General features: G+C 65.5%; 12 protein-coding genes. 3 read left to right on the forward strand and 9 right to left on the reverse strand.

Going from position 1 to position 13,437, the window contains the following annotated elements:
• Positions 1–153: 153 nt before the first annotated feature.
• The 8 genes from GGD67_RS22900 to GGD67_RS22935 all read right to left on the reverse strand — a co-directional run bounded on the left by GGD67_RS22900 (position 154) and on the right by GGD67_RS22935 (position 8,065).
• The gene (locus tag GGD67_RS22900; protein ID WP_179736021.1) at positions 154–1,323 is read right to left on the reverse strand and encodes a Gfo/Idh/MocA family protein; all 1,170 of its coding nucleotides are present in this window, start codon (positions 1,321–1,323) and stop codon (positions 154–156) included.
• Between the two features lie 43 nt (positions 1,324–1,366).
• Positions 1,367–1,681 (reverse strand): septal ring lytic transglycosylase RlpA family protein, encoded by a 315-nt coding sequence (locus GGD67_RS22905; RefSeq protein ID WP_179736024.1) that lies wholly within the window; start codon positions 1,679–1,681, stop codon positions 1,367–1,369.
• Positions 1,682–1,784: 103 nt separating this feature from the next.
• A complete protein-coding gene (locus GGD67_RS22910) occupies positions 1,785–2,630 on the reverse strand; it encodes a CmcJ/NvfI family oxidoreductase (protein WP_179736026.1) in 846 nt (281 codons plus the stop codon).
• 254 nt (positions 2,631–2,884) lie between these two features.
• A complete protein-coding gene (locus GGD67_RS22915; RefSeq protein WP_179736028.1) occupies positions 2,885–3,985 on the reverse strand; it encodes an LLM class flavin-dependent oxidoreductase in 1,101 nt (366 codons plus the stop codon).
• Positions 3,986–4,007: 22 nt separating this feature from the next.
• Entirely contained in the window at positions 4,008–5,180 is a 1,173-nt protein-coding gene (locus GGD67_RS22920; protein ID WP_179736030.1) for an acyl-CoA dehydrogenase family protein, read from the reverse strand.
• Complete coding sequence (locus GGD67_RS22925) at positions 5,174–5,971, reverse strand: ABC transporter ATP-binding protein (RefSeq protein WP_179736032.1); 798 nt, start codon at positions 5,969–5,971, stop codon at positions 5,174–5,176. Before GGD67_RS22925 ends, GGD67_RS22920 begins: the two co-directional genes overlap by 7 nt.
• On the reverse strand, positions 5,965–6,987 hold the full coding sequence (locus GGD67_RS22930) for an ABC transporter permease (protein ID WP_179736034.1): 1,023 nt from the start codon (positions 6,985–6,987) through the stop codon (positions 5,965–5,967). The genes GGD67_RS22925 and GGD67_RS22930 overlap by 7 nt, the downstream gene beginning before the upstream one ends.
• A complete protein-coding gene (locus tag GGD67_RS22935) occupies positions 6,965–8,065 on the reverse strand; it encodes an ABC transporter substrate-binding protein (protein WP_179736036.1) in 1,101 nt (366 codons plus the stop codon). Before GGD67_RS22935 ends, GGD67_RS22930 begins: the two co-directional genes overlap by 23 nt.
• A 488-nt stretch (positions 8,066–8,553) precedes the next feature.
• On the opposite strand from GGD67_RS22935, the gene GGD67_RS22940 reads away from it, so the two are divergent.
• The gene (locus GGD67_RS22940; RefSeq protein WP_179736038.1) at positions 8,554–9,534 is read left to right on the forward strand and encodes an ABC transporter substrate-binding protein; all 981 of its coding nucleotides are present in this window, start codon (positions 8,554–8,556) and stop codon (positions 9,532–9,534) included.
• Between the two features lie 346 nt (positions 9,535–9,880).
• Here the strand turns inward: GGD67_RS22940 and GGD67_RS22945 are convergent, their stop codons facing one another.
• On the reverse strand, positions 9,881–10,321 hold the full coding sequence (locus GGD67_RS22945) for a hypothetical protein (protein WP_179736040.1): 441 nt from the start codon (positions 10,319–10,321) through the stop codon (positions 9,881–9,883).
• Between the two features lie 380 nt (positions 10,322–10,701).
• On the opposite strand from GGD67_RS22945, the gene glgC reads away from it, so the two are divergent.
• Both glgC and glgA read left to right on the forward strand, forming a co-directional pair.
• Positions 10,702–11,964 carry a glucose-1-phosphate adenylyltransferase gene (glgC, locus tag GGD67_RS22950; RefSeq protein WP_018319764.1) on the forward strand — a complete coding sequence of 421 codons (1,263 nt, stop codon included), beginning with the start codon at positions 10,702–10,704 and terminating at the stop codon, positions 11,962–11,964.
• Positions 11,961–13,415: a glycogen synthase GlgA gene (glgA, locus tag GGD67_RS22955; RefSeq protein WP_179736042.1), complete on the forward strand. Its 1,455-nt coding sequence runs from the start codon at positions 11,961–11,963 to the stop codon at positions 13,413–13,415. Before glgC ends, glgA begins: the two co-directional genes overlap by 4 nt.
• Positions 13,416–13,437: the final 22 nt, after the last annotated feature.

Consider the following 13,437-nt stretch of genomic DNA (forward strand, 5'->3'; position numbering starts at 1 on the left):
GAGGGCGAACACTAGAGACCTCGCTGGCAATTGCCGTGACCGCGCCCCTCTCTCCTCATGTCCTCAGCCTCCAAGACCGATAACGCAACAGGCCCACAAGGGGAGAAGGATTGGCAGCCTGCTCGCGGCTAGCTCAGCGAGTTCATCACACTCTCACAACACCACCCTCCGCCCCTCCTCCGCGGCCCAGTACCCTGCGTAGTTCACCTTGATCGTCTCATAGGCGAGCGCGAGGTCTGACAGCGGCTGCCGGCTAGTCGCCACGCATTCCATGAAGTCCTGGATCTCCTGCAGATAGCCGCGCGTCCATTCCTCCTCGAGGCAGACATATTGCCAGCCGGTTTTGCGGTCGACCTTCTCGGTGATGTAGACGCTGGCGAGCTTCTCCTCGGAGGTCTGGTAGCTCATCAGATGATTGTTCGGGGTGATGTTGGCGAACAGCGAGCCGCCCGACGTATATGTCTCGACCAGATTGCGCACGCCGCCCATGATCATGTCGCCGGAGAACACGGTGGCCTTGGTGCCGTCCGAGAACGTCGCCGTCAGCGTGCCCCAATCCTCGACGTCGACGGGATTGGCCTTGATGTAGGTGCGTTCCTCCGGCTTGAGGCCGGCGGTGACGTTGCCGACATCGCCGGTGACGCTGGCGACACGGATGCTCTCACCGCGCGCCTTGGCTTCGACCTGCTTGAGGTAGAGCACGGCGGAGAGCGGATGGCAGCCCATGCGGATCAGCGAGCCGCCGCCCGTCATCGCCCATTGCGCGGCGTGGGCCGCGTGCGAGCCGGAATGGCTCTCCTCGCCCTTCATGAAGAGGATCTTGTCCTTGGTCGCCTTGATGATCTCCGCAGTCTTGGTCACCGCGGGCGCGTAAATCCAGTCTTCGGCATACATGAAGAGCTTTCCGGTGCGCTCGATCGCGGCGCGCGTCTTGTCCATTTCCTCGAGCACGCGCTCATACATCAGCGCCTTCGGCACGTGCTTGCCGATCGGCTGCTGGTCGCCGTCGCGGCCGAAATAGCCGGCGAACGGCTTTTCGCAAATGACATGCTTGCCGGCCTGCATCGCCGCGACGATCATTTCGGCATGAAGATTGGGCGGGGTGCAGATGTCGACGACGTCGATCTCGCGGTCGGCGATCAGATCGGCAAAGCTGCGATAGACGCGCGGGATGTTGTGACGGCCGGCGAATTCGACGACGTGGTCGCCGCGCGCGGCCACCGCCGCGACCTCGACGTCCACGCCATAGACGCGCCGGAACGCATACATGTGCAGCTCCGACACGAAGCCGCAGCCGACGAGTCCGATCCTGATCCCAACCATAGTGCCCCCTTGCTTTGGGCGGCACTATAGCGCGCTGGCCGGCCTATTCCACGGAGACTCGCACCACGCCGGCGCTCATCATGCCGAGCGCGCGGGCGGCCGGCACCGAGAGGTCGACGATACGGCCGCGGATGAAGGGGCCGCGATCGTTGACGCGACACTGGATCGTGCGGCTGCCATAGGAAACCCTGAGCACGCTGCCGAACGGGCGCGTCCGGTGCGCGCAGGTGAGCTCGCCGCCCTTGCCGGCTTTTGCGTAGCCGTAGTACGAGGCGAGCCCGCTTTCGGCATGTGCAACAGAAAATGGTGAAAACGAGAAAGTAGCGAGACAAAACAATAGCGTCGGCTGCGCGCGCACGGCACCGCTCCGGGTTGGCCCAAACCCGTCCCGCAAACGTCGATTTGTTCCCTTCAGTTCCTGGAACTGCCGGGACGGATCCCGGCAGCGCCATCAAAGATTGTTACTGTTTGTGAAAAACCAGCGTGCGCACCTCGATGCTTTCACGCGGCGCGGCATCGTCAGGCGTGGTCGGATCGACGAAGGCGGTATGCGGCCCGAAGCGGGTGCGGCCGTCGGTGGCGGAATCGTAGCATTTGAGCAGCAGCGCCTCGTCCGGCGTCATCTCCGGAAAATAGAACCAGCGATGATCAGGATTGTATTTCACCGAATAGGTCTCGCCGCGGCGGTTGGGATAGATCAGGTCGGACGCCACGAGATCGCCGGGCGCAACCGTGGTGCCGTCGGCCATCGCCAGCGGTGAATCGCGCAAGGGGCCGCGGATCGGCCGCCAGAGATTGATCACCTGCACGCGGCCCTTCAGCAGCTCCTCGGCTTCATCAGGCAGATGCTCGCGCACGCGGTTGGCGCCGGAGACGGCGGTCTGGTCGACATGAACGCGCGTGGCCGGCTGGCGCGGGCCGCCATCGCGAATGTCGGCCGCGCCTTCGACGCGCTTGCGCACGGTGTGGTCGAAGATGACGACGCGGTCGGCCTTCAGCGTCGCGCGCAGGAACGCCTCGACGGCGGGATAGTAGAGCGCTCTCACCTCCGCCTCGTCGTAGAAGTCTTTCACCTGGGTCGGATGACGCACCAGCGCAAAGCCCTCGCGGTCGAGCGAGAAATTGTTCGCGATCAGCCGCGCATCGAAGATCGGCACCTGATGCGGCTCCGGCAGCGACGTGCTCTTGGGCTCTCCGGCCGGCGGATCGAAGGCGTAGGTGCGCGGTTTTCCCGCGGTCGGCGCGAGATAGTTCAATTCGGCAGTGACGAAGGGAAGCGATTCGATTCTCGTTTCTTGCAGGCCCATGGCCGGTCTCCCGATGTGGTCGTCGGATTGATTTTTGACGGGGTGCGAAGCGGCGCAAGGGAGGCGATGCAAATAGCAATGGGGATGTTGTCGGCGGCCTGAAGCGCAGAACGAACGTGTCGAGGATGGCGATCGGGTTAGAAGGCGCACCCTCGTTTCACGGATGCTTGAGCGCCCTGTGAGTTCTCGTGCCCCGGACGCAGGGCATCACGCAGCGTTGCACGCTGCACCGCGTCCGGGACACGAGCGGCGGATCATTCCGCGGCCTGGCCGCGAACGGCCTGGCGCCTGGCGACCAGCTCGCGCGTCAGCGGGATCAGCTCGCGGCCATACTCGATCGCGTCGATCAAGGGATCGAATCCGCGGATCAGGAAATGGCTGATGCCGAGATCGTAATAATCGCCGAAGACTTCGGCGACCTGCTCGGGCGTGCCGACCAGCGCGGTGGTGTTGCTGTTGGCGCCGGTGAGCTTTGCGATCTCGGTCCACAGCCGCTTGTCGATGCGGCTGCCCTGATCGGCGAGCGCGAGCAGGCGCCGCGCACCGGCGGTGGCGTGGCCATCGGCGGGCTTGCGATAACCGGTCTTGTCCTGCAGCGCGGTGGCGCGCGCCAGGATGTCCTCCGCCTTCTCCCAGGCCTGCTTCTCGGTCGGCGCAATGATCGGACGCACCGAGAGGCTGAAGCGCGGCGTCGGCCGGCCCTGCCTGATAGCGGCGTTGTGGACGCGCGAGGTCACGTCGCGCACCTGCGCGTAGGATTCGCCCCACAGCGCAAACGTGTCGGCGTGCTTGCCGGCAACATCGATCGCCGCATCCGAGGCGCCGCCGAAATAGACCCGGATGCCCTCGGGGCGATACGGCTTCACCTGCGAGAACGCGTTCTCGACCTGGTAATACCTGCCCTTGTAGGTGAACGGCTTGTCGCTGGTCCATTCCAGCTTGAGGATGTCGAGGAATTCGGAGGTGCGGGCGTAGCGCTCGTCCTTGTCGTCGAGCGTGTTGCCGTCCTGCCTGAGCTCGGTGGCATTGCCGCCGGTGATAACGTGGAGCGCGACGCGACCGCGGGAAAACTGGTCGAGCACCGCGAACTGCCGCGCCAGCAGCGTCGGCGCGGTGAAACCCGGCCGCTGCGCGATCAGCACGTTGAGGCGGGAGGTCACGCCCAGCACGTGCTGGGCAACCTGGAGCGCGTCGGGCGAGGTCGAATGAAACGCCAGCAGCGCGCGGTCGAAGCCGGCATTCTCATGCGCCTTCGTCACTGTCTCGATGTGGGTGGGGTTGAGGACCGGTCCCTCGCGGACGACGGTCTCGGACGAATTGTTGTTGCTGATGAAGCCGATGAACTCGATCGACATGTCCCGTCTCCGTGTTGATGTCCTAGAGGCCCAGTGCGGCACGGCCGAGGCCGATGCGCGTGGAATCGTCCTGCGGCGTATGCACCCGACCGCACAAGACGTCGCGATAGTGCCGCTCCAGTGGATTGGCGCGGGACAGGCCGTGATTGCCGGTGAGTGACAGTGCATCCTCGACCACGGCAACGGCGTTGTTGGTGACGATGAGCTTGATCACGTTGGATTCGGCCGCAGAGAGCGCGACACCGTCGTCGAAATCGCCGGAGAAGGAGGCGATCAGCCGCGCATTGACCGCGAGCCGCGCCTCGATGGCGCCGAGGATCTCCTGTGCGCGGGCCAGGGTCGCGAGCGGCGCGCCGAGGCTGGCGGGAACGCGCCGCTTCAGGAACGTGATCAACCAGTCGCGCGCGGCGCGGGCGACGCCGTCATAGATCGCGGCGACGAAGACCGTGTGGACGGCGGCCTGCGTGACGTCGAGCGTCCGCCAGTCCGCCGGCTTGCGCAGATCGACCTCGGCATCGAGCGGGAGCACGACGTCGTCGAAGATGACGTCATGGCTGCCGCTCGCGCGCAGGCCATGGTGATCCCAGGTCTCGACGATGCGCGTGCCCGGCAGGCCCGCCGGCACCAGGAACTGCCCGACGCGCGGCTCGGCCTCATCCGTCCGCGCCCAGACCAGGTACCATTTCAGGATCGGCGAGCCTGTCGAATAGATCTTGTGGCCGGAGAGGCGCCAGCCGGTCTCGGTGCGCCGCGCGATCGTCGACGGCAGGCCGCCGCGGGCGGGTGAGCCGAGCTCCGGCTCGACCCGCAGCGCGTTGACCAGCGCGAGGCCCTCGACGCTCTCGCGCGCAAGCTTGCGCGACAGCCGCGCCGGCCAGGTCGGGCTGCGCGCCATGACGAGATGGTTGATGTAGTGCATCGACAGCACCAGCGCGGTCGACGGGTCGGCCTTGCCGATGATGCCGAGGACGCGCGCGGCGTAGCGCGCACCCGCGCCGGCCCCGCCATGGACCGCCGGCACGGTCAGCGACAGCAAGCCCGCCTCGGACAGCTCGCGAAAATTCTCGAACGGGAAGCTGCCGCTGCGGTCATGCTCGGCTGCGCGTGCCGCGAAACCTTCGGCGAGTGCTTCGGCTCGCGCGATGTAGTCGGGCTCGCTCTGGGCCGTGCGCCCTTTGGCTGCGGATGTCACCATGTCGCGTCCAATCCCAGCAGACCGAGGATCTGGCGGCGCAGGTCCGCCAGATAGGGATCGCCGCGATGGCGGGGATAGGGCCGGTCGACGCGGATGTCGGCCTTCACGCGCGCGGGCCGATCGCTGAAGACGATGACGCGATTGGCGAGCACCAACGCCTCCTCAGCATCGTGGGTCACGAGCAGCGTGGTAAAACCCTTGCGCTGCCAGAGCGAGACGAGCTCGGCCTGCATGGTGATGCGGGTCAGGGAGTCGAGTTTTCCGAGCGGCTCGTCGAGGATCAGGATCTTGGGATCGTTGACCAGCGCGCGCGCCAGCGCGACGCGCTGCGCCATGCCGCCGGAGAGCTGGTGCGGAAAGGCGTTGCGGAACGAGGCCAGTCCGACGAGATCGAGCGCGTCGTCGACGCTGTGTCGCTGGCTCTTGAGGATGCCCTGGGCCTCGAGGCCCAGGGCGACGTTGTCCCAGACCGACCGCCAGGGAAACAGGGTCGGATCCTGGAACACGACCACGCGCGAAGGATGCGGGCTTCTGATGCGGCTGTCGTCCTCGCGCAACCTTCCTGCCCTGGGCTTATCGAGGCCGGCGACCAGCCGCAGCAAGGTCGACTTGCCGCAACCGGAGGGGCCGAGCAGCGCGACGAACTCGCCTGGCTCCACGGAAATGCTGACGTCGCTGAGAACAGGCAGCTCAGTGCCGTCGATGTCGAAGGCGTGACTGACCTGCTCGATGTCGAGCGCGGCGCCGGCGGCGGGATGCGTAACGGTTTCGGCGAGAGCTGTGGCTACCATTTCACGGTCCCCTTCTGCCAGACCAGCAGCCGATCGCGGATCGCAAACAGCAGCGTGATCGCGCCGGAGCAGAGCAGCGACATCACGATCAGCGCCGCATACATGTTGGCGTAGGCGGCCCAGCCCTGCGCCCATTGCAGGTACCAGCCGAGCCCGGCCTTGACGCCGATCATCTCGGCGACGACGAGCACGGCAAACGACGAGCCGAGCCCCATGAACAATCCGACGAAGACGTGCGGCAGCGCGGCGGGGATCGCGACCTTCAGCACCAGGAAGGATGGCTTTGCGCCCAGCGTGCGCGCGACGTCGTAATAGGCATTGCTGACGCTCGCGACGCCTGACCAGGTCAGCACGGTGACGGGAAAGCCCGTTGCCAGCGCGATCAGGAAGGTCGAGGCGCTCCAGCTCGACGGGAAGGTGAAGAAGGCGATCGGCAGCCAGGCCGTCGCGGGCAGCGGGCCGATGAAGCGCAGCACCGGATGCACCCAATAGCCGACCGCGCGCGACCAGCCGATCGAGACGCCGGTCAAAAAGCCGACCGTGGCACCGATCAGATAGCCGCCGAGCTGAAGCTTGACCGAGGCGAAGACGCTGTCGAGCAATTTTGGCAGATCATCGGTGTAGACCTCGATGATCGATTGCGGCGGCGGAAAGAACGGCAGTGGCAGCCAGGCGAACTTTGCCGTCGCGACCTCCCACAGCGTCAGGAAGCCGCCGAGCGCGACCAGCCAGGGCGCGCGCTTGTGCAGGGCCCTGCCCGCCGATCCCAGATAATCGGCACCGACCGTTCCGAACAGGGAGATCGCCGCGATGACGAAGGCGGCGATGCCGAGCGAATGCGTGCGCGACCAATCGCCGACATCCTCCCACCACAGGCAGGACAGGCCGAAGGCGATCCAGGCGATGCTGGCGAGCACGCCGACGCCGGATTCCCTCGCCCAGCTCGCCAGCAGCGGCGTGCGGGAAAGACGCGGCGCACCGGAGGCGAGGCCGTCAGACAGCGAATACGTCGACATAGATGCGCTCCGCGAATTTGGCCGTGTCGGTGCTCGGCTTGAAGACCTGCACGCTCTTGAGATCGTCGGCATAGGCCTTGAGCTCGCGCTTCAGCACGTCGCCGACGGGATGATGATGGTGGGTATGGTAGCGTACCATGCCCTCGATATCGGCGAGCGTGGCCGCCTTCGGCGCATAGGGCTGAAACGACTTTGCCGCGATCGTCGCATTCTGCGAGCTGAACATCGCGGCATCGAGCAGCGCCTGGGTGATGGCGCGCGCGACCAGCGGTTCCTCCCGCACCAGGCTGCCGCGCAGGCCGAGAATGCAGCAGCTCTTTTCGCGAAATTCGCCGTCGAGATTGGAGGCGACTTCCTTGTACTGGGTGTCCTTGAGCCAGAGATAGGCTAGCGGATCGGAGGACAGGAACGCCTGCACCTCGCCCTTCTCCACGGCGACATTAAGGAGGTTGCCGGGATAGGCGCGCCAGTCGACATCCTTGTTCGGATCGATACCGAGCTTGGCAAGCTGAATGGAGAAGAAGTTCTTGTCGGGACCGGCGAGATCGCCGACCGCGACGATCTTGCCCTTGAGATCGGCGAGCCTGGCGACGCCGGAGTCGGCGCGCGACAACACGCGCATGCAGCCGCCATGGGTGCCGGCGGCGATCTTGACGTCAAAGCCCTGCTCCAGCGGCTTGAGCCAACGCAGCGCCATGCCGAGACCAGCGTCGCTCTTGCCCGTCGCGATCGCTTCGAGCAGTTGGTCGGTCGAGCCGGAATAATTGACGAGCTCGACGTCGAGATTGTGCTTCTGGAAGAAGCCATGCCCGATCGCAACAGGCACCGGTGCGAGGCAGACGGCGCCGGCGTTCCACGACAGTTTCAGCTTGCGCGGCGCGCCGGTGAGCGCGGGCGCATCGGACGCCGTCCGGCACAGCGGGAACTCCGAGAAATCGATGCCGGATGCAATCCCGCGCGGCGCAAAGGCCTGCGCGCCCAGCGCGCCGAGCGGCGCGGCGAAAGCTGCCGCAAGCCCCGCCTGGAGCAGATGGCGCCGGTCGAGCCCCCGGCCGGCGCGCTTGTCGTCGTTGTTCATCAGTCCCCACTCCTGCGCTGGCACGGCTCCGCCATGTGCGCAACGGTTCGCGTTGCGCATGGTCCGTACGGAGCTGCGTTGAGAGAAAATTATTCCGCCGGCGTTTGTCGCGCCGCGTTGATGCGATGCGCAAATCATGCGGCGCACTCGCCGTATCGTCAATGAAATGGAATTTCGAATGTGATGCGAAGCGAGGTCATTCTCTCCATCGGCGCGCGCGGGAACGATGAAACGATTTTCGCGAATGCGGTTGCTCCCGACCATCGCCACGAGCGCGCATCTGCTTGGATCCCGTGCATCCTTCTCTCGCAAGACCGTCGTGTTCTCGCGCGCAAGGATTCAATGAAACGTCCTTGCCCGATGCGCGCGCAATACGGTTGGCCATTTCATTGACTGCACTTCGCGCGGTCATAGACTTGATCGTCTCGCTGCATCGCTCGCTCACGCGTCGTGAGCCAAAATCACAAGCAAGCAACAAGACAGGCTATATGAGCATCAACTCCCACGATCATTCCATCACCCGCCGGCTCGCCGCTTCGCTGTTCGCCGCCGCCATCACGCTGTCGACGACTGCCGCGTCGTTTGCCGCGGACACCGTCGTGCTGCGCGTCGGCGACCAGAAGGGCGGCAACCGCTCGCTGCTCGAAATCTCCGGCTACGCGAAGGACCTGCCCTACAGAATCGAATGGTCGGAATTCCCCGCGGCGGCGCCGATCCTGGAAGCGCTCAACGCCGGCGCGCTCGACGTCGGCTACACCGGCGATCTCTCCTTCCTCTCGGTCTACGCCGCCGGCGCGCCGATCAAGGCGATCGGCGGCACCAGGTCGGATGCGAGGACGCAAGCCATCCTGGTGCGTCAGGATTCGCCGATCAAATCGGCCGCCGACCTTAGGGGTAAACGCCTCGCCGGCACGCGCGGCGGCTGGGGCCAGTTCCTGATCGACGCGACGCTGGAAAAGGCACAGATCAAGCTCGAGGATGCGACCTTCGCGCCGCTCGGCCCGGTCGATGCCAAGATCGCGCTGGTCGCCGGCTCGATCGATGCCTGGGCGGTGTGGGAGCCTTACGTGTCGTTCGCCACGCTGAACGACAGGGCGCGGGTGATCGCCGACGGCGAAGGCCTGACGCCGACCATCACCTTCATCGTCGCCTCCGACAACGCCATCGCCACCAAGCGCGCGGCGGTGCAGGACCTGATGCAGCGGCTGAACAAGGCGCGGCTGTGGTCGCTGGATCACGTATCCGAATATGCCAGGAACACCGCCGAGCTGACCAAATTGCCGGAAGACGTGCTGCTGTCAGCCTACACCGCGCAGCGGACCAGCCCGATCGTGATCGACGAGAACGTGGTGAAGGAGGTGCAGGAAGCCTCCGACCGCTCGACGCGCTACGGCATCCTGCCCAAGAAGCTCGACGTGAGCAAAGCCGTCGACCGCAGCTTCACCGCCGCGGCGGCGGGATCGAATTGAGCGAGATGAATTGCGGACTGAGCCGCGGGCTCGCTCGACCCCTCCCGCTTGCGGGAGAGGTCGGCGCGTTCCGGGCGATGCGAAGCATCGTCCCGCGCGCCGGGTGAGAGCTCTCTCCTCTTGGGGGTTGTCGCCCGCGGAGACACCCCCACCCCAGCCCTCCCCCGCAAGCGGGAGAGGGAGCGCGCCGTGTTCGCGGCAATAGGCAAACCCAACAAGGTGGAACGTAGCGGGATGCGCAGGCCTCGCCTCAAGGCCGGTCCGCTGCATCTCGCCGCGATCGTGCTCACGCATTTGGCCTGCATGAGCCTGATCGTGTGGTTCTCATTCTAGCCGAGCGCGGTTCTCACCAATATCGGCGATAATAGTGCCGGTGATAGACCCGGTACGGCCGGTAGCCGTAGCCATAGCCGTAATACGGACGATAGGGCCGATAATAGCGCGGATACACCGGCGCGTAGCCGTAGCCGCCGTAATAGGCGGGGGCATAACCGTAGCCGTAACCCGGATAGCCATAGCCGCCATAATACGGTCCGCCGCCGTAATAGCCGTAGCCGTAAGGCGCGCCGGCCGCGATCGCGCCGCCGATGATCGCGCCGGCCGCGAGACCGCCAAGGCCCCAACCCCACCCGCCGCCGCGCCAATGCACTTGCGCGACATCGTCACCAACCGCGGCCTTCATGGCCGCGACGTTGGTCGGCAGCGGGGCCGCTGCCGCCTGTTGAATTTGACCGGCGATGATCACGCCGGCGACCGAACAGGCAATTGCCGTTTTCCAGATCCTCATCGACTTGCTCCCTGTCTAACGTCTTGCTTGGAAAAGGATCGCAGCGACATGATCGGGCATCTTTGCGCCAAGTCAAAGCCCGGATTTTCCAAGCCCGGATTTGCGTGCGGCGCACAAGCCTCGTCCAAGCCTCGTCCAAGCCTCGCTGCGAGCCGGCTGCCGGCATGCGAGGCGGTGACCAACGCGCCCGCTCTGCCCGACGTGACACCGGTGCGATGCCGGAGCCCCGCGGCCAAGGCAAAGCATTAAGCTTCTCGCCCGCGCAACCAACAACCTACTTCACGATTGACTATTCGTACCGCTACTATCGGTTCCAATGGCGCGAGGCTTCTCGCGACAAATAGCCTCGGCCTGCGCCGGGTGTGAGTGGGAGGAATGACATGAGTGCCGCGAGACCCGAGCCGCTTGCCCGTCAGGCGCTGGCGTTCGTCCTGGCTGGCGGACGTGGCAGCCGGCTGCTGGAGCTGACCGACCGCCGCGCCAAGCCAGCCGTCTATTTCGGCGGCAAGTCCCGCATCATCGATTTCGCGCTGTCGAATGCCGTCAATTCGGGCATCCGCCGCATCGCGGTCGCAACCCAGTACAAGGCGCACAGCCTGATCCGGCATCTTCAGATGGGTTGGAACTTCTTCCGCCCTGAGCGAAACGAGAGCTTCGACATCCTCCCCGCGAGCCAGCGCGTCTCCGAGAACATGTGGTATGTCGGCACGGCGGATGCGGTCTACCAGAACATCGACATCATCGAATCCCACGCCTGCCGCTTCATCGTGGTGCTGGCCGGCGACCACATCTATAAAATGGATTACGAGGTGATGCTGCGCCAGCACGTCGACAGCGGCGCCGACGTCACCGTCGGTTGCCTGGAGATGCCGCGGACGGAATCCTCGGGCTTCGGCATCATGCATATCGACGAGAACGGCTGGATTCAGGAGTTCCTGGAGAAGCCGAAGGATCCGCCGCCGATGCCGGGCAAGCCGGACGTCTCGCTCGCCAGCATGGGCATCTACGTGTTCGACGCCAAGTTCCTGTTCGAGGAGCTCAAGCGCGACGCCGATGACCCGAACTCGAACCACGATTTCGGCAAGGACATCATTCCCTACCTCGTCAAGAACGGCCGCGCGATGGCGCACCAATATTCCACCTCCTGCGTGCGTTCCGGCAGCGACCCCCGCGCCTATTGGCGCGACGTCGGCACGGTCGATGCCTATTGGGCCGCCAATATCGACCTCACCGACGTCGTGCCGGAGCTCGACCTGTTCGACAGCTCCTGGCCGATCTGGTCCTATGCGGAGATCACGCCGCCGGCGAAATTCGTCCATGACGAGGAGAGCCGGCGCGGCCAGGCCGTGAGCTCGCTGGTCTCGGGCGGCTGCATCATCTCCGGCGCCTCGCTGCGCCGGTCGCTGCTGTTCACCGGCGTGCGCATCAACTCCTATGCCAATGTCGAGAACGCCGTGATCATGCCCTATGTCAATGTCGGCCGCGGCGCGCGGCTGAAGAACGTCGTGATCGACCGCGGCGTCGAGATTCCCGAAGGACTCGTGATCGGCGAGGATCCCGCATTCGATGCCAAGCGCTTCCGCACCACCGAGCAGGGGATTTCGCTCGTCACCCAGCCGATGATCGACAGGCTCAATACATGAGGCCTGTTCGCGTCCTCGCGGTCGCTTCTGAAGTCTATCCCATCGTCAAGACCGGCGGCCTCGCGGATGTCGCCGGCGCGCTGCCGATCGCGCTGAAGGCGCATGGCGTCGAGATGCGCACCTTGATGCCGGGCTATCCCGACGTGACGCGGCTCGTATCGAACGCAGACGAAATCCGGAGCTGGCCGGATTACTTCGGTGGGCCGGGCCGGCTGCTCGCGGGCTCCCATGACGGGCTCGACCTGTTCGTGCTCGACGTGCCGCATCTCTATGCGCGGCCGGGCAATCCCTATGTCACCACCGAGGGTGTCGACTGGCCGGACAATGGCGTGCGCTTCGCGGCGCTGTCGCGCATCGCCGCCGATATCGGCCACGGCCTCGTCCCCGCCTTCGTTCCCGATGTCGTGCACGCCCATGATTGGCAGGCCGGGCTCGCGCCCGCCTATCTGCACTATGACAATCGCCCGCGGCCCGGCACCGTGATGACCATCCACAACATGGCCTATCAGGGCAAGTTCGCTCCCGAGCTGATCGGTGCGATCGGGCTGCCCTGGCACGCGTTCAACGTCAACGAGATCGAATATTTCGGCGGCATCAGCTTCTTGAAGGCGGGCCTGCAATTCGCCGATCGCATCACGACGGTGTCGCCGACCTACGCACAGGAGATCCAGAGCGACGAAGGCGGCATGGGGTTCGGTGGCCTATTGCGCGCACGCGCGAACGTGCTGAGCGGCATCCTCAACGGCATCGACATCTCGGTGTGGAATCCGCAGGACGATGCGCACATCGCCTACCGCTACGGCGCCGAGGACCTGACCTTCCGGGCGGCAAACAAGGCGGTGCTCCAGCAGCAGTTCAATCTCGATTCCTCCGACGAGGCGCCGCTGCTCGGCGTCATTAGCCGGCTGTCGTGGCAGAAGGGGCTCGATCTGCTGCTCGAGGCCATTCCGACCATTTTGGCCGAAGGCATGCAGCTCGCGCTGCTCGGCAGCGGCGACCGCGATCTCCAGGATCGCTATCAGGCCGCCGCCCGCGCCAATCCCGGCCGGATCGGCGTCGTGATCGGCTATGACGAGATTTTGGCGCACCTGCTCCAGGCCGGATCGGACGCGCTGATCGTGCCGTCACGCTTCGAGCCGTGCGGCCTGACCCAGCTCTGCGCGCTGCGCTATGGCGCCGTTCCGATCGTCTCACGCGTCGGCGGGCTCGAGGACACCATCGTCGACATCAGCGAAGCCGACGCCGCCGACCGCGATGCCACCGGTTTCAAGTTCGCACCCGTGACGGCGGCTGCCCTCGCGGGCACGCTGCGCAAGGCCAACACCGCCTTCCACGACAAGCAGACCTGGCGCCGGCTGCAACGAAACGGCCTTGCGACCGACGTCTCCTGGCGCAACCGCGCCGGCGACTATGCCGCGCTGTATCGCGGGCTCATGGCGGAGCGTGCCTGAGGCGATGACCGTCGTCGAATCC

The sequence above is a fragment of the Bradyrhizobium sp. IAR9 genome (assembly GCF_013408065.1).
Lineage (GTDB): Bacteria > Pseudomonadota > Alphaproteobacteria > Rhizobiales > Xanthobacteraceae > Bradyrhizobium.